A 24,252-nucleotide genomic window follows, 5' to 3' on the forward strand; every position below is an offset into this window, starting at 1 on the left:
ACGTGAAACGCGTCATTCTTATCTTTGTGGAGACCGACTTCTTGAGTCATCCCATCTCAATCATTAGAACGGTTGTTTATTTAACCAATGTCCACCGTCAAGAGCGATACATTCTCCGTTCAAGTAGCGGGCTTGATCTGACACCATCCATGTTGCAAGTGTTGCGATCTCTTCCGGTGTACCGAATCGACCGAGCGGAACGTTGCGGCGAATTCGTTCCGCGTGTTCCGGTGACAATGCGAGTTTGTCAGCACCACCTGTCCGTTCGATCGGTCCCGGACTGATCGCGTTGACACGGGCTTGATATTTATAGCCCCATTCGACGGCAAGCGTCCGTGTCAAGTTCAGGACACCAGCTTTCGCAGCGGCGCTCGGAGCGACACCAGCGCCAGCCTGCCACGCATAAGACGCAACGATGTTGACGATTTGTCCGCCAACGACTTGATCTTCCTGCCATCCTTTGACCAGAGCGTGACAGCAGTTGAATGTCCCGTTGAGGACGATATCGATGACCGTCTTCCATCCATTCGGTGATAACTCGTCGGTCGGGCAGATGAAGTTCCCGGCAGCATTGTTGATCAATGCCTCGAGACGACCGAACCGTTCGCGTGCTTGATTGACTGCAGCCAGACAAGCGTCAGCGTCACGGACATCCATCTGAATCGTCAGATGTTCACCTTGAATCTGATCCAATGCTTCATCCATCAGTCGCAAGCGTTCCGCGTCGCGTCCTGTAACGACGACGTTCCAGCCGGCTTCCTTTAAGGCGAGCGCCATCGCTTTCCCCATTCCGTTCGTTCCACCCGTCACCATGATCGTTTGTGTCATATGATTTCCTCCTTTATGTAATGAATGAACCACCATTCATATTCTTTATTCAAAAAAGAAGGAGCGAACTCCTTCTTTTTCTGACTTATTGTGTTGCAAGAGCCGTATCTGTTAAGACAGGAACGACTTGTTTCTTACGTGAAACGACACCTTCGAGGTAAACAAGGTTGTTCGTCGCTTCAAGACCGTAAGCACGCTCGACGAGATTCGCTTCTTTCCCAAGGACGAGTCCAACAGAGTTGTTCGTCAAGATATCCGTGACGATGAAGACGAACAGATCAAGACCTTTTGCAAGGATGACTTCGTTGATCGCTGTTTCAAGTTCTGCTTGGCGAAGCAAGACTTCTGCTGTATCGACCGTGTTGACTTGAGCGATTTCGACTTTGAGTGTTCCCATCGTGAATTCTTTTGCATCAAGTGAGATCAATTCAGGAACGGTTTTCTTCGAGAGATCCGCTCCAGCTTTGAGCATCTCAAGACCGTAGACGTTCGCATCGACACCAGCGATTTCTGCGAGTTCACGCGCTGCGATGATATCTTGCTCCGTGCAAGTCGGCGATTTGAACAGGAGCGAGTCAGAAATGATCGCTGATAACATCAACCCAGCGATTTCTGGTTTGATGGCAACACCATGCTCTTTGTAGAGCTTGTTCAAGATTGTTGCTGTACAGCCGACCGGTTCTGCCCGGTAGTAAACAGGGTCTGATGTCTCGAAGTTTGCGATCCGGTGATGGTCGATGACTTCTGTTACGGTAACAGCGTCGATATCGTTCGCACTTTGTTGACGTTCGTTGTGGTCGACTAAAATGACGTGTGTTGCTTCCGTCGCGACTTCTGTCACGAGACGTGGTGCTGGAACTTTGAACGTATCGAGTGCGAATAACGTTTCATCATTCATTTCACCGAGGCGGATGGCTTCGGCATTGACACCGAGTGCTTTCTTTAATTCTGCATAAGCGATTGCCGATGTGATTGTATCGGTATCAGGATTTTTGTGACCAAATACTAAAACTTTTTCCATGACGTGTTCACTCCTCAATGATTGTTGTCTCGCCCTATAGTGTATCATATCTCCGATTTAGAAAGCGTTCATTTTCACCATGATACCAGCGATTTTTTCACTCCAGAAGGGGTCTGACGCGTAAAAGACGTTCATGCCTTTTTGTTTGTTCCCAAGGTACGCCCCGCGGAAATAACGTCCATCCCGATCGAGATAATCCTTTGCGATGAATCGACCGGTCTGCTCGATCGAGTCCGTCAAGGATTTATAGACGGTCGCATCTTCTCCCGGAGCGGAATCGGTCGCATTGACGCCGAACAAGTTATTTTTCTCGCGGGCAATCTCAGACCGTCCATAATCGGATTCGTGAATCGCATGTGCAAGCAGATAGGCCGCGTTGACACGGTATTTCTTTTCAACGGACTTAAAGACTTTTCCTTTACCGATCAAGGGACTGTCCGGTGCTTGCTCCTTGATGAACGCATCGAGTTGTTTCGCACTGAGATGCGTCGGTTTCGTCAAATCACGTGTTAATGTCTTCGATTCGACATATTCACTCGTCCGAGGCGTCGTTTTCGTCGCTTCACCGGCAACGATCAGTCCACCAAGTCCGCTGTCCGCGACGATGTAGTGAAGGAGACGATCACCTTTCGTCTGATAATACGATGCATTCGAGACACGTTCTGCCGGGAATGGGCGTAAGCGGTCCGTTGGGACATGACCCGTCACGCCGGCGATGCTGACACGACTTGTCTGTTCCCCGAATTCAAGCAACTGGACACGTGTGCCGGAAGCGACGTACGTGAGCCGTTTCTTTAACTCAGGGTCACGATGAATCGATAGGATACCACGATCGTCGACGATCCCAGTACCTGGTCCACCGAGGTAGACGTAGCGGTCGTCCGATGAACGTTTCACCGCACCACGCTGACCCGCATATTCCTTCGCTTCGGCGAACGTCTGGAAGTCTTGCTCGTTGATTTTACCTTTCTCATAGCGCTCAGCCGAATAAGGCGCAGGTGGGGTTAATGGGGTTAAGACGGTCTTCGGTTCCTCGCGGAGCCAAAAGAACAAGAGAACTCCGATGAGGAAGAAAAAAAGTAATCCTTTTATCGAACCGGTCCGGCGCACGGGGCGACCGGGGCGGATAGTGCGTGTCGTCAAAGTAAATCACGTCCTTTAAAAAGCAATGGACATTCGTGTCCAAGGTAGGTAGTCTAACAAAGAAAAACAAAAGGGGGTGAACCTGTTGCAAATCGGTTATCGCACGCTGAAGACAGCGGTCGCTGCTGCGCTCGCGATGTGGATCGCAGAACAGCTCAAGCTCGACTATTACGTCTTCGCTGCCATCATCGCCATCTTGAGCATCCAGTCGACACGAAAGAAGACGTTTCGGTCTTCTTACGAACGCATCATGGCATCATTACTTGCCATCGTGCTCGGATTCATTCTATTCGAGGTCATCGGCTATCGTCCGGTGACGTTATTGATCTATTTCATTTTATTCCTTCCATCCGTTCAACGCCTCCGACTTCAGGACGGTTTCATCACGAGTGTCGTCATTCTGACACATTTGTATACGGAGCGTCAGCTCAACCTGCACATCCTGTTAAATGAATCCTTATTGCTTGGCATTGGTGTTGGTGTCGGATTGCTTGTCAACATGTACATGCCAAGTCTCGATTTGTTGATTGACGACCGACGAGAAAAGATCGACCAACGGATCGCTGCCTTATTCTTCGAAGTCGCCGCTGCGATCGAGACAGGGCGGGTCAATCATCATGCGTTGACGCTTGACGAGACAGAACGTCTGTTACGTGAAGGGAAGGATGCCGCCTTAAAACGGATGGGAAACGCAATCGGTCGTCGGAACGATGATGAAGATTATGCCTACTTCCGGATGCGCGAACAACAATTCGAGTTACTGCGCGGTATCGTCCATCATGCCGAGGAACTCGTCCTCGTCGTCGAGGAAGGAAAAAAAGTCGCCGACTTCTTTCGGACGATTGGTGACAATGTCCGACCTGAAGCCGACGCAATGGTGTACATTTCAGAACTAGAGGCATTATTGACACGTTTTCGTGCCTCTGCCTTACCCGTCACGCGGGAAGAGTTCGAGGTCCGCTCTGCCTTACTGCATATGTTACAAGAAGCGGAGCAGTATTTACGTTTAAAACAACGTTACGTCAATCAAAAGAAATAAAACATCGTCGAAGCGAACGTACCGATCAGGAAGATTGCTAAAATCCCGATCGTCGTCCATTTGATGATGCGTTGTTGTTTCGATGGTTTTGCCATATCCACTACTCCTCTCTTACATCAACTGATTAATGCCATTGTACAAACAACCTTTCAGAAGTGCAAATGACGATGGGGATGGTATACTAAAAAAGCGCTAATGGATTGAAACATTAAGAGGAGGGTTTAGTCATGGTCAATGAACAACGCGTATTAGATACGTTTTTAGAACTTGTCCAGATCGATTCGGAATCAAAAGAGGAGGCACGGATTTGTGCTCACCTGAAAAAAACGTTCGAGGATCTCGGATGTGAGGTGTTCGAGGATGACGCTTCGTCCAAGACGGAACATAAAGGAAACAATTTAATCGTCACGCTTCCGGCAACAAAAGAAGGTGTCGATAAAATTTATTTCACTTCCCATATGGATACGGTATTCCCGGGGCAAGGTATTAAACCAATCATCGAGGACGGTTACGTCAAGACGGACGGCACAACGATTCTTGGGGCAGATGATAAAACAGGTCTCGCATCTCTGATCGAACTCGTGCATGTATTGAATGAAACGAAACAACCGCACGGAAAAATTCAGTTCGTCATCACAGTCGGTGAAGAATCTGGGCTCGTCGGTGCGATGGTGCTTGACCCATCAAAAATCGATGCCGATTACGGTTTTGCACTCGATTCAGATGGAAAAGTCGGAGACATCATCACGGCTGCCCCAACACAAGCAAAAGTCAATGCGAAGATTTTCGGGAAAACAGCTCACGCTGGTGTAGCACCGGAAAAAGGTGTCTCGGCGATTACGATTGCTTCGAAAGCGATCGCGAAAATGCCGCTCGGTCGGATTGATGAAGAGACGACAGCGAACATCGGACGGTTCAGCGGTGGTGGTCCATCAACGAACATCGTTTGTGATTATGTAGAAATCTTCGCGGAAGCACGGTCACTCGTCGCTCCGAAGATGGAGGCACAGACAGAGAAGATGAAAACGGCGTTCGAAGAAGCAGCAGCAGAGCTTGGTGGTCGTGCTGAAGTCGAAGTCAAAGTCATGTACCCGGGCTTCAAGTTCGAGGATGGAGATCAAGTTGTCGAAGTCGCGAAAGCAGCGATCACACAACTCGGACGCACGCCACGCCTCTTACATTCTGGTGGCGGATCAGATGCCAACGTCATTGCTGGTTTTGGTATCCCAACGGTCAACTTGGCGGTCGGATATGAAGATATCCACACGACAAATGAGAAGATGCCAATCGAAGAACTCGTCAAAACAGCGGAACTTTGCGTGACGCTAGTTGATTACATTACGAACAAATAAGCTGATGAAACACAAAAAAGAGTGTACCGCAACATTGCGGTACACTCTTTATCATTGTACGATTAAACTACTTGAGGACGATCAACATATTCCATAGACTCTAGAACGAGTTCTTCAGTACATAATAAGGTCGAAGCGATTTCATCGATTTGAATCGACTTTCCGTATTTTTGCCGATAACTCTCGTTCAGTTTGCGGGCTTCCCGGACGATGCGGGCATAGGTCCGTTCAATCTTAGTCATGGAAAAAACCACCTTCCAAATCTGAATAGGTACAGTTTACCATGCTTCAACAGAAGAAAGGTGTATTTTGTGTATGAAAAATGATAATTTTACGAAAAGGGGAAAAAGATGGAATTTTATTTTTTAGGGACAGGAGCCGGTATGCCGTCGAAACAACGAAACGTCACATCGATTGCCTTGTTACACCCCAAAATGACCTGGTTGTTCGATTGTGGAGAGGCGACACAACATCAAATCTTACACAGTCCGATCAAACCACGGAAAGTCAACGCGATCTTCATCACCCATTTACACGGGGATCATATCTTTGGGTTACCAGGATTCATTAGTACAAGAGCAGCGCTAGAAGGAACGACACCGCTAACGATCTATGGACCGACCGGGATCAAAGAATGGATGGACGCGACATTACGCATCACAGGAACATATCTACGCTATCCACTCCGGATCGTTGAAGTCGAAGACGGTCAAACCTATGAACAGGACGGATTCCGCGTGACGGCGCGGTCGCTTGAACATCGCTTCCCGGCGTTCGGGTACCGACTAGAAGGACCAGAAGAGCGGGGTGCTTTGCGTGTGGATGCACTGAAGGCACTAGGCGTTCCTTCCGGTCCGATCTATCGCCGAATCACACTGGAAGAAACCTTCGAATTCGAAGGAACGGTCTATCCATCGTCCGACTTTTTGGAGTCGCCAAAACCGGGTGTCAAGCTAGCCGTTCTTGGCGATACGATGCCGTGCGCGGCCTCGGTCGAACTGGCGCAAGATGTTGATGTATTAGTTCATGAAGCGACGTTTGCCGATCGAGAAGTCGAACATGCGGGACGCTTCGGTCACTCGACCGCTCGACAGGCAGCCGTCATTGCAGAAACGGCACAAGCGAAAAAGCTTCTATTGACGCACGTATCCGCTCGTTATGTCGATCAAGAAGAAGTACTGGAACAAGAGGCGCGAGAAGTATTCGCGAACAGCCATCTCATGTTTGATCACCGGGTCGTCCCGGTCAAAGGATAGACGATGGACTTTCTTATTCTATGGGCACTCTTTTTACTGGCTGCTAGCGGATTAGGATTTTTGCTCGAACGTCGGACGGAAAAAGAAAAATACTTGTACATGAAGTTCATTTTTTATGCGTGTCTCGGGGCCGTGTCGTTTCCAGTCTATGATATTCAGTTACCGCTCGGCATCATCATTTTTCTGATCGTTCTGCACCCGAAAAAGAACTCGCGTTATAAACGGTACATGGCACTCTTTGGGTTCTTATTCTTCCTGTTCCAACTCTTTCTCGGTCCGTTTGATGCTGGGATGTTGCGGGAAGAAACACAACAGATTGGTCGCGTGACGATCACGGATGACTCATTCGACAGCTTCCTTTCTCAAATCGAACGACGTGTCGGTGAAGAGGGACTGCGGATGGAACAAAGTCAGTTGATGTTCGATCGTGGCGGAAATCTCCGGAACGCCTCGTTTGAGATGCTCGTTGAAACGCCGAAACGCTTCATTCGTTACGATGTGAGTTACCAGGAGCTGACAGGAACGATTTCCTATCGACCACGTGAAGAGTTGACGACAAAATCGTTGACGTCGTATTACCAGAAACTGATTGATGCGAATCAATCGTTTGAGACGTTGCGAAAGCTTTCGATTCATGAAATCTTACATGATTCCAAAACACCCTATGTCGAGATGGATCTCGATGGGCTCTATGAAACGTTTAGTCTGCAGGATGCAACGGTCTTCTTGATTGATGACGAAGGAAAACTGATTCCGTACGTCAATACAGGGGACGATGTCTTAGCGAATGCGGTCCGTCTGACCTACTACCGTTCTGACGGTCAATCCTTACGCGATAAAACTATTCTGTTATATAATTACAGCTTTGAGACATCAAGGCGAAAAGGAGTCGTACGATGAAAAAATGGTTATTTGCTGCAAGTATCGTGTTACTTGCCGGTTGCGCGGAAGCAAAAGAGGAACAACAAACGGCGTCTTGTGAGGCGGAAGTCAAGGTATCAGTCGTGGATCACGTCAAAGATAAGACGTTGTTTGATAAAGACGTATGCTTGAACGAAAACGATACAGCACTGGATGCACTTGAAGATACGACGCTCGATGTCGTCAAAACAGGTAAAGGTGAGATGGCATATGTCACGGCAGTCGATGGGATTCGAGAGAAATCAGCTGGAGCAGGTAGTGGCTGGGTCTTCGGGGTCAACGGCAAACCAGGCGAAGTCGGTGCCGGAAGTTATGAACTGAAAAAAGGAGATCGTCTCGAATGGCGATTTGAAAAAGATGCAATGGCTTATTTTGAGTAAACCAGAACGGGAGCGACTTCACCCAGTGAACGTCGCTCTCTTTTTCATCGGAATGATTACGATCCCGTTCGTCCTCACACATGATCAATCCGTGATCGTCGTCTATCATCTGCTCTTGTTCATATTCGTTCAAGAACGGACTGTGTTTCGCTATTTGGTCCTCCCGGCTCTTTATGCCGTCATGATGTGTGTTCCGCTTCTTTATGGTGCAAGCATTGACACAGTAGCGATTTATGACACGACGGTCCAAGTGACGTTATTCATCACGTCGAGTCAATGGATTTTTACGTTGGTTCGACTCGATCAGATGGGTCCGTTGTTTCGTTTCTTACCTCGACTGACACGATTGACGGGTATGGTGCTGGCGCTGATTCCATCTTTCTTGCGAACCTGGCCCGAAGTCAAGATGAGTCATCCGGATGCGTCGCTTGCTGTTCGACTGGAGCGGATGGCCGCCTATCATATCGTACCGATCGAAGCGGTGCCGTCTCGCTTAAGACCGATCACGCGACGTGATGTTCAGATAGGCTTATTGCTTGCGACAGGATTGGCTCTTTGTCTGACACCATGGGCAATCATTCCGGCGATGATTTTGCCTATAGCGCTATTATTTACAAAAGGGGGAATCCGGGATGCCTATCATGTATACCGACACCGATCGCGAAGAGCGACTACGTCAACAGGCGGGCGAACATGATCAATCGGTCTTGACACCCGAGCGGTTGCTTCATGGACGTGTCCGAGATCTTCTGGCGACGGGTTCCTTGTTTCGGGCAGGAGAACTCGCGACCTTGCTTGGGCTAGAAGCTTTTTTTGAAGCGGAGTCCAGTGAGCTCTCTTCCGGAGAACAACAGCTCGTCGGTCTCGGTCATGCGTTGTCTTCGTCACCAAATACCCTGTTCTTGTCGGAACCGTTTCTCTTTCTTGATCATGTCAGGCGAAAGCGATTAATGGGATTGCTTGAAGAAATCGAACGACGGTTTGGTTGTCAGATTCATTGCTCGATGACGATACAATCCGATTTGTCCATCACGAGTCGCGCCACTGAACTGACAGGTCGTATCCTGAATCGGATCGAAAACGTCCAACACCGTTATCCGTTACAGACACGCTATGCACTCGTGACAGAAAAATTGTCGTTTCACCAAGGTGAACGCATTGCGATCGTCGGTGCGAATGGTAGTGGGAAGTCGACGTTACTACGGCTCGCGCTTGGTGTCGAGCGACCGCTATACGGAAAAGTCCGGCGGTCGGGGGAGACGCATTATGTACCAGCGCATCCGATGCTTGCGCCATTAGACGATCGAAGCGGTAGTTTTACGATGCAAAAAAAACGTCTCTTGGACGGTATCGATTGGAGTAAAGACAGCTATTACTTTGATGAACCGACGGCTGGACTTGATGACAGCGCACGAATGGCTTTTGTCGCATCGTGGAAGCAGAATCCGACGAATCTGATCGTCATGGCGACGCATGATCCAGTTCTCATTCGGGCAGCACAACGGGTCATTTATCTCGTGCACGGAGAGGTTGCTTTCGATGGACCGACGAAGCATTTTTTACAAGAAAGTCGGTTGTTCGTATGATCGTCGCAACGGTTCTAATCGTTTGTCTGTTTTTAGTCATGTTCGAGAGACTTCAGATGACGGATCAACGATTACGGTTCATCGCCATCATCACGGCAGCGGCAATCGTCGGACGATTGTTGTTCTCCAGTTTGCCGAATGTCCAGCCGGCAACGGCACTTATCTTGTTAGTATCCGTCTTCATCCATCCGATCGTCGGAGCCATTTCTGGGATGCTTGTCGTCGTGTTAACGAGTTTGTTTCTCGGAAGCGGTCCGTTCGTCCTCTTTCAGGCGCTGGCGTATGCAACAATTGCCAGTCTAGGATTCGTTCCGTTTCTTCGTTACCGGATCGTATTGACTGGGTATGGATTTCTCGCTGGTTTCTTATATGGATGGGTGAGCAATCTCGGGTTCTTGGTATTGACCGGATTCTCGTGGCAAGCTTTTTTGACACTGCTTGTAGCCGGGGGAACGTTTGATATGCTTCACGGATTCAGTAACGCGATATTCATTTGGATATTGTTTCCGATTTTTTTACGAATTATGCATTCATTCGATGAAAAGAGGGGTACAGAATAGTAACATACCGAACAGGAGGGAAGGCATATGCTGGGATCGTCGATTTCGCTTGCTTATGTCGTCATGTTGCTCATCGTCTCGAGTGTCGGCTTAGTGTTTGGAAGTATTCTGTTGATGAAAGGTACGATTAGAGGACGTTATGCTGCTTGTTACTTACTTGCTGCCGCCATCTTCCCAAGCGCCATGCTCATTACCTCATCAGAAGGATTACTTTGGCAACATTTACGATTCGAGAGTTCATGGTTCCTCGCGATTGTCTCCTGGTTACTCGTCTTATCGACGGGCTACATCGTCTCGATCACGGGTGCGCTCGTCATTCGTTATCTGTATCGCTATACGACGACCTTTGATCGCGTCAAACGTTATGCGACGCGGCGTTTTCGTCATCACGAGGTATAAATACAAAAACGGAAGAACCAGCTATCTGGTCCTTCCGTTTTTTCATGAATTCGCGTACAGGAGTTCTTCTTCTGTCGAGGATTCTTGTTGGCGAGCAGGGTCTTGAATGCGACCGGTCACTTCTGTCAGGAGACGGCGTGGCAAGAGACGAGATAAGGAAACCATGGCGCGGTTGCTAGCACCTGGAACGACGACGCGGCGTCCTTTGAGCATGCCACGGTACCCGGCGAATGCGACGAGGTGTGACGGCATACTCTTGAATGGTAGCGTGATGTTCGCCCGATCGAAGAAGTTCGTATCGGTCGGTCCCGGGCAGAGACAAGTCACACTGACACCCGAGCCGTCGACTTCTGTCGCAAGTGCTTCCGAGAACGACAGGACATAGGCTTTCGTTGCGTAGTAGACACTCATGTAAGGTCCTGGCATGAAGGCAGCGACCGACGCAACATTCAGGATGCGTCCAAAGCCACGTTCAACCATTCCTGGTAAGAGACGTTTCGTCAAATCCGTCAAGGCGACGACGTTGACCTGGATCGAGTTAATGTCTTCTGTTGGATCGATTTCCGCAAAGCGTCCTGACGTGGCGAAGCCGGCGTTATTGAACAATAGATCGACTGTCAATTCTTGTTCCTCTAAGTATTGCACGAGACGATCAACGCTGTCGCTTAGTGATAAATCAGCAGCGAATACATAGACTTTGATCTGATAGCGTTTTTCAAGGACCTGTTGAAGCTCCTTCAATTTCTTCTCATTGCGGGCAACGAGTACACAATCGAAGCCATCTCGCGCCGCGAGGACAGCGAGATCCAGTCCGATTCCACCCGATGCACCGGTAATCAGTGCCGTTTTTCGTAACATAGGACATTCCTCCATTCGAAATCGTGAATCTGAGTCTAGTGTATACCATTCCATACCGTTCCCGCGAATCCTGTTTCGTAAGCATTTACTTTTCTTATCACTGGTCCAACCAGTATGATAGAACAGTAGAGGGGAAGTGGAACAGATGAGGAAAAAAGTAACCGTCGCCTTGTTGCTCGCGACGTTTTTAGCCGCGATCGAGGGGACGATCGTTGCAACAGCAACACCTGTCATGGCGAGTGAATTGAACGGGGCGAAATTAGTCAGTTGGATCTTTGCCGGGTTCTTATTGTTCATGGCGGTATCAACACCGATTTACGGAAAGATGGCAGATTTATATGGTCGAAAACGGGTTCTGTTATTCGGGATCGGCGTCTTCACCGTCGCTTCGTTAGCCTGTGGACTCGCTCAATCGATGGAGATGTTGATCGTTTTCCGTGCCATCCAAGGTATCGGGGCAGGAGCTGTATTACCGATCGCGATGACGATCATCGGTGATTTGTATACATATGAGGAACGAGGGAAAATCCAAGGAGTGCTCAGTGCCGTGTGGGGGATTTCGGGTGTCGCTGGACCACTCGTCGGTGGATTCCTCGTCGAATCGCTTTCGTGGCGGTATATTTTCTTACTAAACGTACCGTTTGCCTTATTGTCGTTTTTCATGATCGTCGTTTACTACAAAGAGACGGTCAGGGAAACGGAGCGGAAAATCGATTACCGGGGTGCCTTATTGTTTGCGCTCGGGATGAGTGCGTTTCTGTACGGTTTATTGTCGGGCAGTGAGTCGGAGACGTTCTTGCGGCCGATCATTCTAGCGAGCTTTTTCATTAGTTTCGTATTATTGTTCACGTTTTATCGGGTCGAGAAAAAGGCGAGCGATCCACTCTTGCCACCAGCAGTCATTCGCCATCCGGTCATTCTCGTGATCAACTTAGCGGTCTTCTTTTCCGCCTGGGTACTCGTCTCGATGTCGGCATATATTCCGATTTTTGCCCAAGGGGTACTCGGCAAGAGTCCGACCGAAGCTGGTTTCATGTTGATGCCACTGTCGCTTTTTTGGACGCTGACCGCCATTATCGGTGGACGGACGATTGGTGCCGCCTCACCCCGGTATCGGACGATGACAGGAATGGGACTGCTGATCGTCGGTACAGTGATTTTATCGTTGATCACGCGCGAATCAAGTGATGTTTTCATCTATCTTGCCGTTTCGCTGATCGGAATTGGTTTTGGTCTCTCACAACCCGTCTTCATGGTCGTCCTGCAGACTTCCGTCGATTGGTCACTTCGTGGCTCAGCGACGGCCGTCAACTCGTTCTTGAGTACGACGGGACAGACGCTCGGTGTTGCGATCTTCGGTACGATTTTCAACCTATCCATCCTTCGTTCGTTTTCAGCGTCGGACACGCTCTCAGGGTACGCGATTGATCCATTCTTCCAATCGAGTACGGCAAAAACGTTCGGACAGGATGTGCAGTATGCGGCAGAAATCGCGTTATCACATGGATTACGTTACGTCTTCATCGGTGGCGTTCTTTGTGCCATTCTCGCGTTTGCGATGACATGGCGTTTACCGAAAGTTCGACCTGACGATCCACGATCGTAATGAAAAAGCGAACCAGGATGGTGATCATCCTAGTTCGCTTTTGTCATTAAGAAGATTGACTAGTGGCACTCTCACGCTGGGCGAGTTGTTCGCGAATATCGCGTTCATTGCGTCGGAGGAACAATCCGATGCCGATCAACAGTAAGGCAGCACCAGTGATTTGAATCCACGTCAACTTCTCGTCAAACAGATAATATCCGAAAATCATCCCCCAGACCGCTTCACCAAGAATCGTGATGCTGACGATGCTGGCACTGACACGAGCGAGCGCCCAGTTGAATAAATTGTGACCGAGTAACGTCGGGAAGACGGCGAGAAGAATATACAGCCACCAATCCTGTTGGAACGCAGCAACGAGATTCGTTGATTGAATCAATGATAACAAAAGTAAGACGAGCGACGCGACAGCGTAGACACCGAACGAATAGAGGTTCGTCGAGACGCTTGTGCGGACGTGTTGACCGAGCAACCAGTAACCAGCGACTAAAATCGTTGCGAGCAAGGCAAGACCGTCCCCGATCAAGGCGCGCATGCCGACAGCGATATCTCCATAAGCGACGAGACCGCCACCAAATAAGGCGACAGCGACGAACAGGAGTGCTTTGCGCGACGGGTGTTGTTTGAAGAATAACGCGTTACCGGCCAGAACAAAAATCGGACTCGCGGTCACGAAGAGCGTTGAGCTCGCAACTGTCGTATAATCAAGAGAGAGGAACCACAGCCAAAAATGCCCGGCGAGCAAAATGCCACTTAATAGCATATGCCGGATCGTTGACGAACTGAGTTGCAACAGTTCCTTCAATCGAATGAGCGGGAGCAACAACAAGGTCGAGAACAACATGCGGTAAAAGGCGACAGCCTCGATCGGTGTCTCCGCCCACTTGACGAAGATTGCCGATGTTGAAATAAAGAATAAAGCCATGAATAACGTAAAATAGGGCATGGGTACCTCCACATGTCTGAAGTAAGGAAATGAGGGTGAAGCGTGTGCAATTGATCATTGCTGAAAAACCAAAACAAGCGGAAAAACTGGCAGCTCCGTATCCATCGGTGAAGCGGGACGGCTACATTGAAATCAAACCATGTGACCGGTTTCCGCAAGGAGCAAAACTCGCTTATGCGGTCGGACACTTATGTGAACTGCAGGAGCCAGCGCATTATGACGCCAAATGGAAACGATGGAACTACGATCATCTGCCGATCATCCCGGAACGATTTGATTACCGACTGGCAAAAGGCAAGAGTAAACCATACCAGGTCATCAAGAAATTATTGAATGAGCGGACGACGACTTCCATCATTATAGCATCGGATGCCGAGCGAGAGGGAGAGGCAATCGTCCGATTGATCTTACGTCTCGCGAACAACGCAAAACCGTTGCAACGACTCTGGATTTCGAGTTTGACGCCTCAAGCCGTTGACCATGGTTTTGCGAACCTGCTCGATGGTAAGGAAACGGAGAACATTTTTCACGAGGCGATGAGTCGCGCTTGCGCCGATTGGTTGATCGGGATGAATGCGTCCCGTGCGTATACGACGTTACTGAAGAAGAAGGGCATCGCCGACGTCTTTTCCCTCGGACGGGTCCAGACACCGACGCTCGCACTGATCGTCGAACGGGAAAAACAGATCGAGAACTTCCGACCAGAGACGTACTACGAAGTCGAGGCGGATTTTACGCGATACAAAGGAAAATACATCAATGCGAAGAAACAGACGAAGCTGAGTGACCGGGATCAGGCACAAGCGATCGTGAATCGGACGAAAGGAACCGGAGTCGTCGCATCAATCGAGAAAAAGCGGCAGACGGAACGACCACCGTTTTGGTTCAGTTTATCGCTCTTACAAACAGAAGCGAGCCGACGGTTTGGTCTCGGTGCAAAAGAGACGCTCGATATCGCGCAAAAACTCTATATCCGTGGTTGGATCAGTTATCCGCGAACGGACTCTTCCTTCGTGACGAAAGAGGAGGCAGGACAGTTCCCGGTCATTCTTGATCGGTTACTGAAGCAAGCGGAATATAGTCCAATCAAGGATGTCCTGACGAACAATCCGGTTAACGATAAGCGCTACGTCAATCCGGCAAAGGTCAGCGATCACTATGCGATCATTCCAACAGAAGAAGCGGGTGCCGTCGCGAAGCTCTCCGGACGAGATGCGCAAGTCTACGACTTAATCGTTCGCCGTTTTCTTGCTGCCTTTGCACCGGACGCCGTCTCGGAGAAGACGGAAATCGTGACGACGCGTGAGATGGACCGTTTTTTGACGCGCGGCAGTCGGACGATTGATCCGGGCTTTAAACAGGTCTTACAAATCGAGTCAAAGGAAGTCGAGTTACCAGCCGTCGAACAAGGACAAGAGATGCCGATCAAAGGCTGTCGTCTGCTTGAGAAACAAACGGAGCCGCCGAAACGCTATACGGAAGGGACGCTCATCCTCGGTATGAAAACAGCCGGTAAATTACTCGAAGATGAGCTGCAAGCGATCATGAAGGAAGTCGAGGGACTTGGGACGGAAGCGACCCGTGCCGGGATCATCGACGGACTAAAACGGCGGGAATACATCAAACTCGTCAAAAAAGAGATTCATCCGACGCCAAAAGGTCGGATCTTGATCGATGCCGTGACGGGAAGCATTCTTGCTTCGCCAGAGATGACAGCGAAGTGGGAGAGCCGTCTTGAGCAAATCGGTAAAGGGGAAGCGTCGGCTGCCCAGTTCATTGAACAGGCGAAAAAATTGTCGGAGCATCTCGTCGTCGATGCCAAACAACGAATAGAACAACTCACCGTTGATCCGACACAAGTCAAAAGCAAGTCCCCGCGGGGGGCAACGAATCGTCCGGTCGGTCCGTGCCCGCTGTGTCAATCAGCAGTGCTTGATCGTGGGAAGTTCTATGGCTGCAGTGGCTATCAAAAGAACAACTGTGGTTTTACGTTACCGAAAACGATCCTTGGTGCCCGACTGACGCAAACGGAAGTCAAAAAAGTACTAGCGGGTCAAAAAACAAAGCCACTCGAGATGAAAAAAAATGCGCGCCAGTTTAAGGCGATGCTCTATCTCGAACGCGATCAATTAAAATTCGAATTCACGAAAGGGGAAGACTGATGCAATACGAACTGATTCAAAATCAAACGTTTCGTCCTGTCTTTGAACGACTGTTACAAGAAGGGCGCCGCTTGACGGTCTGGTTTCCGGACCACATTGAGGTACAGTCGGCAGAAGGACTGGTCGAAGAAGCAGAAGAACTGTTTGGTGTGACTGCGGAAGTGATCGATGATCCACAATCATTCGGAAAACACATCCTACTTCCGTACTTGACGGAAGTCGAGCACCGGGAAGATGGATTCATCCGCTACGAAGCTGAGCTGACGGAAGAATTACGCCAACTCGTACGCGAATTGACGTTACCGATGCTGACGGAGGGCGACTTCGAAGTGTTGTATTCATATCAAATCGAGACGGAGACGGAACGCTTCTTCGTTGAAGACTGGTTCCAAGCTGATTTGCAAAAACTACCTAACTAAGTGAAACTTCCTTGAAGAGGATGACGTAGGATAAGTGATCGTCATCATTCTATTCATTTGGAGGGTTCACTATGTTCACAGTAGCATTCATGGAAAGCGAACTGGGAGGCGATGGCTTCTTCTCGGGCATGCCGATTTTCATGGTCGGATTTTTTGTTCTCATCATCGGGTTCATTCTGTTTGGAGTCATCTCTGCAGCCTCAAAGGGAATCTCAACGAATTCATTGACGCAACAACTGCGCGAGCATGCGGCGCGTCTCGTCAGTCCGGATGAATCGGATGCACTGAATTACGTCGCTTACTTAGAAACGTTGACAAGTTTTCCGGTCGAAAAGACGAATCTCGAACCGTTTCGGATTGCGACTGGCATCTTAAGGCTCGTCCAAGGAACGGATCAAATTTCCGAAACGACGAAAAAACAAGTCATCGCTCAGTACTTACGGCTCGGTATTTTGGATGCGGATCATTTAGCGGATGAACAGCCGGTCCGGAGCCATAGCCATAGCCATCACCATCATCATTAAAAAAAGGGTCCTGAGGGGCTCTTTTTTTGTTGAAAACGATCGAATCGTGACATCTAATTGTCATATACAACGATTTAGATTAAAGTTGTATGAAATTGAAATCTTTTTGAGCAGAATGCTGTGTATCGGTTGAAAAAAGTTTACAATGAATGGACGGGAATACCTTTATTGCTGGAGAAAGATAAAGGGAAAGGAGTTGAATTCCTTTAATGAAAACATGGCTGAATCGAACGATTGGACGGCAAATCATGTCTGCGTTTTATGTGATTTTTCTGACACTGCTGCTAACGACAGGTGGTGTCTACCTATATACGAAACAACAGGTGGATGAATCACGCCAAGAGTTAAAGATGTTAAACGAACATCGGACACGGGCGACGGATTTGTACGAATCATGGCAAAGCATGCAGTACGAGATGCGTGGCTTCGTCTTGCTTGGTGACGAAGAGATGTTAAAAGAAATCGAAGCAAAGAAAAATGGCATCAATCAACAAACGACATGGTTCGAGCGCAATGCACGCTTCAAAGAAGAACGGCAGTATGCAACGGACGCACGGGAACTCTATACAGCGTATACCCAACGCGTCATGCCGAGCCTCGTCAATTATGTCGCGGCGAAAAAAGACGGCAAAGTGACGGAACCGTTCTTGAAGATGCCGACGCTTGGAAAGGTCACAAAATCAAAACCACTCGATCCACAGCGGAAGTTTAACATCAAGACGAAGAGTGCGGCTGATATGAGTTCAAGTATCGTTGATATGGAGACGGTCTTCACAAAATATCGTAATTCCTTAAACGATCAAGAGATGGCAGCGCAAGAGCGGCTTGGTAAACAAGTCAACTCGTCGCAAATTCTCGGAGCAGTCAATATCGCAATCCTCTTATTGATTACTCTCGTTTTCGTCCGACCATTCGTCCGCCGCTTGACGCGTCAGTTGCGTCAGTTGAACCGGGAAAGTGGACGACTCGCTAAAGGTGAGGATGCGACACCAATCGTCATCACGAATCGTCAAGATGAGATTGGTGAATTGACGACGACGTTCAACCAGATGGCAGCCGCCATTTCCGGGCAAAAACATCAACTCGTCGCAAGTAACGACGAACTACAAAGTCAACAGGAAGAATTAATTGCCCAGCAAGAAGAGCTTCAATCGCAACAGGAAGAGCTCGAAGAAGCACTCGACATCACGTTGCGTAACGAGACGCATTTGCGTTATCGCAATGAGTTGACCGAGACACTCGCGTCTCGTGAAACGTTGACGGCGTATCCAGCGATCATCGAAAAATTGATCACGATTACCGATGCGGAGCTCGGAGCAATCGTCTTCTTAGAGCAAGACCGCTATACGGATCTCGTCTCTTACGGAATGACGGCAGCTCAGGAGCACCAGTTATTACATGCTTCGACGTCATTACTCGAACGCACACGTCAAAACAAGCGAGCTGTTCGCTCGACGAAACAAGTCGCGAGTCATCATCCGCTCCCATATCCGTACACGATGTACGAAATCGTCGTACCGGTGATGGATCCAGCGACGAACACGATGATTGCAAGCATTTATCTCGTTCGTTACCGGGATGCCTTTACGGAAGAGCAGACGAACGAAATCTGGTCGTTCTCCCGTCAATTGGCACTCTCCTTGCTCCGGATGCGCGTCTTCGAAGAAGTCGAACGAGAACGGGAAAAGACGTCAAAACTTCTCCATTCGATTCGGGAAGCGGTCATCTATATCGAAGGAGAAACGATTTTTGCTAATAAACCATTGCTCGCTTTATTCCATCATCCGGCGCACGATCAAGTGGCGGAAGAAGGATTGATGACGCTCGACGTCAAAATCGAAGAGTTGGCAGTACAGGTTGATCAACATGAGGCGTTCTTAACCTACATGGATCATGTCTGCAGTCAGGAAATTCCGACGGAGAGCTTGGCATTGTCCTTAAACAAGGAAGAGCGATTCGTCACGTTATATGCAGAGGAAATCCATTACGGTGGTTGTTTCCGCGGTACGATGCTCGTCTTACGTGACGTGACGGCAGAGACGGCGATCGACCGGATGAAATCGGAATTCGTCTCGACCGTATCGCATGAGTTGCGGACACCGCTTGCCTCGATTTACGGCTATACGGAATTGATGCTCGCGCGCGACGTCCAGGAATCAAAACGTCAACGGTATCTCGAGACGATTCATGCAGAAACCGAACGGTTGACGAACCTCGTCAACGACTTCCTCGATGTCCAGCGCATGGAATCGAGTCAGCAACAGTATGACTTTAAACCGCTTGATCTGACGAAAGTCATTCAGGAAACGGTCGAGTTCCATACCGCTTCGGCAAAAGATCACGAGCTAGTCCTTGATTTTGAAGAAACGACGACGGGGCGGATTCATGCTGACGAACAAAAAATGCGTCAGCTGTTCACGAACCTGATCAACAATGCAATCAAGTATTCACCGGATGGTGGTCAAATCACGATCACGATGCGTCAAGTCGAAGATCGTGTCCAGCTGAAGATCGAAGATGAGGGAATCGGCATTCCGCGTCATGCGTTACCACAACTGTTCAGTAAGTTCTACCGTGTTGATAACTCGGATAGTCGAAAAATCGGCGGTACCGGTCTTGGTCTTGCGATTTGTCAGGAAATCGTTCGTTCGCATGAAGGAATGATTCATGTCGAATCAACGGAGGGTGTCGGTTCAGCGTTCATCGTCGAACTACCGATCGTCCAGTCCGTCGTACCGGTCACAGAATCGGCAGAGGACTGTTAATGTCAAAAGCGTTCTTTGATTTTTTCAATCAAAGGGCGTTTTTTTGTTGGTTTCCTTTGCAAAACGGGAACGGATTACTATCAAACAGAAAGGAAGTGAGGAGATGCGGCGAAGCAGGTGGCCATGTTAAGTCCGACGATCACTCATTTTGTGGATCCTGATTGAAGCCAGTAGTTCGTTCATTCCAGCATATGTGATTGAACGTTTTTACTGGGAAGACCGAGGAATGAGTATTGCCGACGTCGTCATCGCAGAAATCGTCTTTGCTTGGGTCATGTTGATTGGTGAGATCCCGTTCGGTTTGTTATCCGACCGGTGGGGTAGAAAGCCGTTCATTCTGGCTGGTTTCGTATGTGAGTGGTTATCGTTTACGGTGTTGCTTGAAGCCTACTCATTACCTGCTTTCCTCTTGGCGATGGCCCTTGCTGGCATTGGTAGCGCAGCACTTAGTGGAGCGCTTGAAGCCCACGTCTATGAAACATTGCGCATGCATAGGAGAGAAGAGCGATTCGAGACGGTCTGGCGAGTGATTTCAATCGGTGGTTTGTTGACGTCTGGACTTGCGGCACTCGTCGGGAGTTACGCCGTGCGATCGGTAGACTTGATCTGGCACTATCACGTGTCTTGGTGGGTTTTGCTCGGAACAGTACTCCTGACGTTTTTCTTAAAGGAAGCATCGCGAGAACAAGACGGAGAGACGAGTTCGTTGAAGACATTGCTAAACGGTTTTTCGTTTCGACGCGTCTACGTCCGAATTCTTTGTCTTGTCTTGTTATACGGGGCGACGATTGATTTCGTTGATGAGTTTTGGCAACTCTATCTACGGGATCAAACGATACCGATGGTCCATTTCGGATTCGTCTTCGTGTTATTCCAAATCATGCAGGCGATTGGTGCGTCCTTATCTCGGTTCCGATCGCCCGTCGGATGGGCGATGATCTATATCGTGTGTCTTGCCGGATTGTCGGTTGCCTCTCCGCTCGTCAGTATCGGTTTACTCGGTATGCTGTACTTGTGCTATGGCTGGGCTGAGCCTTATGTGACCACTGTCATCCAAGATGTTGCGCCGACAAATGGACGCGCAACGTTTACGTCGCTGATCTCAGTCATTGAACGTTTAGCTGTGCTTGGAACCGGTACGCTATTCGTCTTCGTCGAACGTGTCTTCTCGCTTCAGATGACCTATGCTGCGCTCGGTCTCGTCTCACTTATATTGCTTCTGTTGTATAGTGTGACGCGAACGCGTCAGAACTGAATCAAAAAAAGGACAAAGGTGCATTGACCTTTGTCCTTTTGACTGTCATTTATTACGACACGTGTCGTTGCTCCTGAGAGGAACGTGCCAATACCTGGCGAGCCGGTTGCCACATCAACAAAGAGAGGGCTCCTGCGAGCGCATAGACAAGCTCGATCGCAAACAAATCGGCAAGCCATCCGAACAATAGACTGCCGAGGCAGAAACAGAGTGCATAAACGGTTTGTTGCACGCTATAGACATACGGTAACCGTTCGAGTGGTGTCGTCTTTTGCAACAACGTATTCAGCTCAATCGCCCGGACTTGACTCGCAAACCCTTGGATCAGACAAGCGATCACGGCAAGTGTGACGATTGGAGCGAAAGCAAACAAGAAGGTCGCAACAATCGAAAAGCCGATACTACGATAAAGCAACGAACGCGTTCCACGACGACGTAACATCATGTAACTACCGGCGATCATGCTCAGCAGATAGAAGGCATTTAGAATGCCCCACCAGCGTTCCGATAGCTGGAAATGTGTATCGATGTAGACGAGGAACAGAGCAGAAATCCAAGCCGTACTGACGAACGCATCGATTCCGACGAGATACGTGTTGGCTTTCGCGAAAGGATGCGTTCGCGTGTAGCGAATACTCGACCGGAAGGAAACGTCTTCCCCTTCCATCGAAGGGGCGGGTAGAGAGCGGACGCTTCGATAGAACAGATAACTGATGAGACTCGCACCTAAAAACAGACCAGCCGAGACGGACAAGACGGAAAGCGGCGATAACCAGCTGACCAGAATGGCACCAAGCGGCCACATGATGAGCTGAATCACTTGATTCGAACCTTGTACGAGACTGTTAGCTTTTTGGACATCCTGACACAGTCGAGGGATGAAGGCACTTTCGATCGGACGAGCAAATCCGTCGAAGAAGGCAATACACCCAACGAGCGCGAGGACGAGCGGCAGTGGTAGATCAAACCCCCAGATGACGCCTAAGAGAATCGTCTTGAGGAGTTGACTGCCGAACAACAAGGAGGCATGGGGAACACGTTGAGCGACTTGGGCGAATAAGAAGCCGCTTCCTGTCATGCCTGCTGTGACGAGAACGGGAAACAGGGCAGCGAGACTCGCTTGCCCTGTCGTTTGATAGATCATCGCGATCAGGGAGACGATATAGAGCGCATCTCCCGCATTCGCAATCCATTGACTGACCAATAAAAGCGTAAACCGGTTCATTCTGAATGACCTCCATATCGTACGTATTTAATTAGGAGTGAAAATTCAGAATGACTTACATTGGACGCCCTCATTTCGTGTTTTTTTTAGTGTAAGAGGAAAAAAATGGATTGTCAATCAGAATCGTGATGAGATTTCAGTGCAACGGGTGTAAAGGGATCAACCATCGACGTCGCGGCAGCTTCGTCTTGAGCACGAGATGCCGATAGCTTGATTGGTTTTAGTTGCTGGCGGAATCGGAAAGCCCGTTCGAGTCGACTCATGAATAGATTGCTGAAAAAGACGACTAATGCTAGTCCAATTAGTGGAACGAGGAACATATGGTTGAGCCACGACGTCGCCGAAAACTGATTGTAGTAATAGCCAAACATCGACGACCATTCAAAGATCGTTGGAGCAGTTCCTACATGTAAATTAACTGTTCCTGCAAAGAAAATATCAAAGAGCGATAAGTGGACGAGTAACATCAACGTTTGGATGAACTGTTGCATAAAAACGATTGTCAACGTTGGAACAAGATGTGGCCAAATATGGCGTCTGAACCTATGCCACGGACTGCCACCAAGCGTCTGTGCGACAATCATGAACTCTTGACTAAGTAACTGGCGGGTCTCAGCAATCAGATAAAGCGATAAAGAGGGGAGACCAAGCAAAATCAAGACAATCAATTCAAACGATACACGATCAAAAAGTGGTGGGATATCAGTTGAATCAAAGAACGTAAGTGATGGAAGCAAAATGAGCAACGCGACAAGAGAGAGCGGTAAAACTAAAAATCCATCAAGAATAAGTTTTAAGTATCGATTGACGCGAGCACTTCTAAAAGCTAGCGGAATCGCAATCACTAGCGAAAGAAACATTCGACCGAGCGCAACAATCATACAAATACCGGCTGTCCATTTAAATCCTTCAATCATCAATTGAAAGAGGTCATAGCCAGAGCGGTCTGTACCGAGCCATTGATCACTTGACGGTTTTAGTGGTGACGTCGCAAGGAACGTACCGTCTTCAGCATACCGGTTCGAGATTTGATCGACTTGACCATCACGGAAGATCGTATTTCCAAAACTAAGGAGCAGTAAACCAGTGAGTAAAAATAAACATAGCCAGAAGACAGGATCTCGCATCAAAGTACGACGCATCAAATCCCCCCTTTCCAGGCGTTAGGAATAAGCCATTCTGCCAACAAATCAATGATGAAAATCGGCAGATAGATTAAGAACAAGATGACCATCAAAATCGGCATTTGTCCATTATAAAAGACGAACCGGAACATACCTTGCACTTCGAACGTGTATTCAATGATCACGAGACTCGATAAGACCGTAATGATGTTCGCTCGGAAAAACAGATAAAACCGATAGATCATTGTCGGAATCAAATGTTTCCAGAAAAGAGCGGCAGGACGAATGCCTTTAGCCCGTGCGAGTTCAAGGAAAGGAGCAGCTTCCTGTTCGAGTACTTGCGTCGTTAACCATTTGATGAAGAAGAATAGTGTTGTCAACGTTAGCGTAAGAATCGGTAAAAAACGAATGTACTCAGCATAGGATCCCGCAATTTCGATTTTGTCATACCCGGTCGTTTTAAACAGATAGAGGACAAGGAATTGCGAAAGAATGATCCAGAACAGATCCGGAACCATCTCAAGCGTCCGAGTCGTTTGTTTCAGCATCATGCGTGTTTTGCGACCACTCCGATAAAACAAATAAGCATAAAAAATCGCACACACAGCGGAGACCAGCATAGCTGTCGTAAAGATAATCAACGTCTCTTTAATGAATGGACTGATGGTAGGAAGCAACAAGAATTCCTTTTGAGCGGTTACGTTGAAATAGGTAATCTCATCAAGTTTCGTTAATTGAGCAAATTGTTGCTTCAGACCTTCCCAGTAGCTTGCTGGGTTGAATTTCATTTGCGCGACAAGCGCCGGAAGGGCGCTGATCGCAATCAAGACAAAAAATGCCACGATAAGCTGAATTGATTTTCGGGCGATAAACACCATGAGGCGAA

The 24,252-nt window shown here is 48.7% G+C and carries 24 protein-coding genes; 15 read left to right on the top strand and 9 right to left on the bottom strand.

Annotation, left to right across the window (positions count from 1 at the left end; all coding sequences use genetic code 11):
• Window positions 1-63: 63 nt before the first annotated feature.
• From fadH to KNQ12_RS09145, 3 genes are all read right to left on the bottom strand, one after another.
• Entirely contained in the window at window positions 64-828 is a 765-nt protein-coding gene (gene fadH / locus KNQ12_RS09135) for a 2,4-dienoyl-CoA reductase (protein ID WP_214747665.1), read from the bottom strand.
• Window positions 829-913: 85 nt separating this feature from the next.
• Complete coding sequence (locus KNQ12_RS09140) at window positions 914-1,849, bottom strand: manganese-dependent inorganic pyrophosphatase (protein ID WP_214747668.1); 936 nt, start codon at window positions 1,847-1,849, stop codon at window positions 914-916.
• A gap of 57 nt (window positions 1,850-1,906) precedes the next feature.
• Entirely contained in the window at window positions 1,907-2,992 is a 1,086-nt protein-coding gene (locus tag KNQ12_RS09145) for an N-acetylglucosaminidase (protein ID WP_214747671.1), read from the bottom strand.
• 76 nt (window positions 2,993-3,068) lie between these two features.
• Here KNQ12_RS09145 and KNQ12_RS09150 point away from each other — a divergent pair, with 76 nt between their 5' ends.
• Both KNQ12_RS09150 and KNQ12_RS09155 read left to right on the top strand, forming a co-directional pair.
• Window positions 3,069-4,031, top strand: a complete 963-nt coding sequence (locus tag KNQ12_RS09150) for an aromatic acid exporter family protein (protein ID WP_353047613.1) — start codon at window positions 3,069-3,071, stop codon at window positions 4,029-4,031.
• Window positions 4,032-4,258: 227 nt separating this feature from the next.
• Window positions 4,259-5,383 (top strand): M20/M25/M40 family metallo-hydrolase, encoded by a 1,125-nt coding sequence (locus KNQ12_RS09155; protein WP_214747677.1) that lies wholly within the window; start codon window positions 4,259-4,261, stop codon window positions 5,381-5,383.
• 62 nt (window positions 5,384-5,445) lie between these two features.
• Here the strand turns inward: KNQ12_RS09155 and KNQ12_RS09160 are convergent, their stop codons facing one another.
• The gene (locus tag KNQ12_RS09160; RefSeq protein ID WP_023467629.1) at window positions 5,446-5,625 is read right to left on the bottom strand and encodes a hypothetical protein; all 180 of its coding nucleotides are present in this window, start codon (window positions 5,623-5,625) and stop codon (window positions 5,446-5,448) included.
• A 108-nt stretch (window positions 5,626-5,733) separates the two neighbouring features.
• Here KNQ12_RS09160 and rnz point away from each other — a divergent pair, with 108 nt between their 5' ends.
• Genes rnz through KNQ12_RS09195 form a run of 7 tightly spaced genes read left to right on the top strand, consistent with a single transcriptional unit; the run spans window position 5,734 to window position 10,485 of the window.
• The gene (gene rnz / locus KNQ12_RS09165) at window positions 5,734-6,639 is read left to right on the top strand and encodes a ribonuclease Z (RefSeq protein WP_214747680.1); all 906 of its coding nucleotides are present in this window, start codon (window positions 5,734-5,736) and stop codon (window positions 6,637-6,639) included.
• A 3-nt stretch (window positions 6,640-6,642) separates the two neighbouring features.
• Window positions 6,643-7,539: a hypothetical protein gene (locus tag KNQ12_RS09170; RefSeq protein WP_214747682.1), complete on the top strand. Its 897-nt coding sequence runs from the start codon at window positions 6,643-6,645 to the stop codon at window positions 7,537-7,539.
• Complete coding sequence (locus tag KNQ12_RS09175; RefSeq protein WP_214747685.1) at window positions 7,536-7,940, top strand: DUF4430 domain-containing protein; 405 nt, start codon at window positions 7,536-7,538, stop codon at window positions 7,938-7,940. The genes KNQ12_RS09170 and KNQ12_RS09175 overlap by 4 nt, the downstream gene beginning before the upstream one ends.
• Window positions 7,918-8,637: a hypothetical protein gene (locus KNQ12_RS09180; protein WP_214747688.1), complete on the top strand. Its 720-nt coding sequence runs from the start codon at window positions 7,918-7,920 to the stop codon at window positions 8,635-8,637. The genes KNQ12_RS09175 and KNQ12_RS09180 overlap by 23 nt, the downstream gene beginning before the upstream one ends.
• On the top strand, window positions 8,573-9,526 hold the full coding sequence (locus KNQ12_RS09185; protein ID WP_251055777.1) for an ATP-binding cassette domain-containing protein: 954 nt from the start codon (window positions 8,573-8,575) through the stop codon (window positions 9,524-9,526). The genes KNQ12_RS09180 and KNQ12_RS09185 overlap by 65 nt, the downstream gene beginning before the upstream one ends.
• The gene (locus KNQ12_RS09190) at window positions 9,523-10,086 is read left to right on the top strand and encodes an ECF transporter S component (RefSeq protein WP_214747691.1); all 564 of its coding nucleotides are present in this window, start codon (window positions 9,523-9,525) and stop codon (window positions 10,084-10,086) included. Before KNQ12_RS09185 ends, KNQ12_RS09190 begins: the two co-directional genes overlap by 4 nt.
• A 27-nt stretch (window positions 10,087-10,113) precedes the next feature.
• Complete coding sequence (locus KNQ12_RS09195) at window positions 10,114-10,485, top strand: hypothetical protein (RefSeq protein WP_214747696.1); 372 nt, start codon at window positions 10,114-10,116, stop codon at window positions 10,483-10,485.
• A 42-nt stretch (window positions 10,486-10,527) separates the two neighbouring features.
• On the opposite strand, the gene KNQ12_RS09200 is transcribed toward KNQ12_RS09195, so the two are convergent.
• Window positions 10,528-11,343: an SDR family NAD(P)-dependent oxidoreductase gene (locus KNQ12_RS09200; protein ID WP_023467637.1), complete on the bottom strand. Its 816-nt coding sequence runs from the start codon at window positions 11,341-11,343 to the stop codon at window positions 10,528-10,530.
• A gap of 145 nt (window positions 11,344-11,488) precedes the next feature.
• On the opposite strand from KNQ12_RS09200, the gene KNQ12_RS09205 reads away from it, so the two are divergent.
• Window positions 11,489-12,949, top strand: a complete 1,461-nt coding sequence (locus tag KNQ12_RS09205) for an MDR family MFS transporter (RefSeq protein WP_214747699.1) — start codon at window positions 11,489-11,491, stop codon at window positions 12,947-12,949.
• 46 nt (window positions 12,950-12,995) lie between these two features.
• Here the strand turns inward: KNQ12_RS09205 and KNQ12_RS09210 are convergent, their stop codons facing one another.
• Window positions 12,996-13,892 (bottom strand): DMT family transporter, encoded by an 897-nt coding sequence (locus KNQ12_RS09210; protein WP_023467639.1) that lies wholly within the window; start codon window positions 13,890-13,892, stop codon window positions 12,996-12,998.
• Between the two features lie 44 nt (window positions 13,893-13,936).
• Here KNQ12_RS09210 and KNQ12_RS09215 point away from each other — a divergent pair, with 44 nt between their 5' ends.
• From KNQ12_RS09215 to KNQ12_RS09235, 5 genes are all read left to right on the top strand, one after another.
• The gene (locus KNQ12_RS09215; protein ID WP_214747702.1) at window positions 13,937-16,054 is read left to right on the top strand and encodes a DNA topoisomerase III; all 2,118 of its coding nucleotides are present in this window, start codon (window positions 13,937-13,939) and stop codon (window positions 16,052-16,054) included.
• On the top strand, window positions 16,054-16,473 hold the full coding sequence (locus KNQ12_RS09220; protein WP_023467641.1) for a hypothetical protein: 420 nt from the start codon (window positions 16,054-16,056) through the stop codon (window positions 16,471-16,473). Before KNQ12_RS09215 ends, KNQ12_RS09220 begins: the two co-directional genes overlap by 1 nt.
• A gap of 71 nt (window positions 16,474-16,544) precedes the next feature.
• Complete coding sequence (locus KNQ12_RS09225) at window positions 16,545-16,997, top strand: hypothetical protein (RefSeq protein ID WP_214747705.1); 453 nt, start codon at window positions 16,545-16,547, stop codon at window positions 16,995-16,997.
• 209 nt (window positions 16,998-17,206) lie between these two features.
• Window positions 17,207-19,762 carry a sensor histidine kinase gene (locus KNQ12_RS09230; RefSeq protein WP_214747708.1) on the top strand — a complete coding sequence of 852 codons (2,556 nt, stop codon included), beginning with the start codon at window positions 17,207-17,209 and terminating at the stop codon, window positions 19,760-19,762.
• Window positions 19,763-19,910: 148 nt separating this feature from the next.
• Window positions 19,911-21,017, top strand: a complete 1,107-nt coding sequence (locus KNQ12_RS09235; RefSeq protein ID WP_214747711.1) for an MFS transporter — start codon at window positions 19,911-19,913, stop codon at window positions 21,015-21,017.
• Window positions 21,018-21,069: 52 nt separating this feature from the next.
• On the opposite strand, the gene KNQ12_RS09240 is transcribed toward KNQ12_RS09235, so the two are convergent.
• The 3 genes from KNQ12_RS09240 to KNQ12_RS09250 form a co-directional block, all read right to left on the bottom strand.
• Window positions 21,070-22,242, bottom strand: a complete 1,173-nt coding sequence (locus tag KNQ12_RS09240) for an MFS transporter (RefSeq protein ID WP_214747714.1) — start codon at window positions 22,240-22,242, stop codon at window positions 21,070-21,072.
• 113 nt (window positions 22,243-22,355) lie between these two features.
• Window positions 22,356-23,384 (bottom strand): ABC transporter permease subunit, encoded by a 1,029-nt coding sequence (locus KNQ12_RS09245; protein ID WP_214747717.1) that lies wholly within the window; start codon window positions 23,382-23,384, stop codon window positions 22,356-22,358.
• Window positions 23,384-24,244, bottom strand: coding sequence for an ABC transporter permease subunit (locus tag KNQ12_RS09250; RefSeq protein ID WP_023467647.1), 861 nt, complete (start codon window positions 24,242-24,244; stop codon window positions 23,384-23,386). Before KNQ12_RS09250 ends, KNQ12_RS09245 begins: the two co-directional genes overlap by 1 nt.
• Window positions 24,245-24,252 lie beyond the last annotated feature (8 nt).

The sequence above is a fragment of the Exiguobacterium sp. s11 genome, assembly GCF_018619015.1.
GTDB classification, from domain to species: domain Bacteria; phylum Bacillota; class Bacilli; order Exiguobacteriales; family Exiguobacteriaceae; genus Exiguobacterium_A; species Exiguobacterium_A indicum.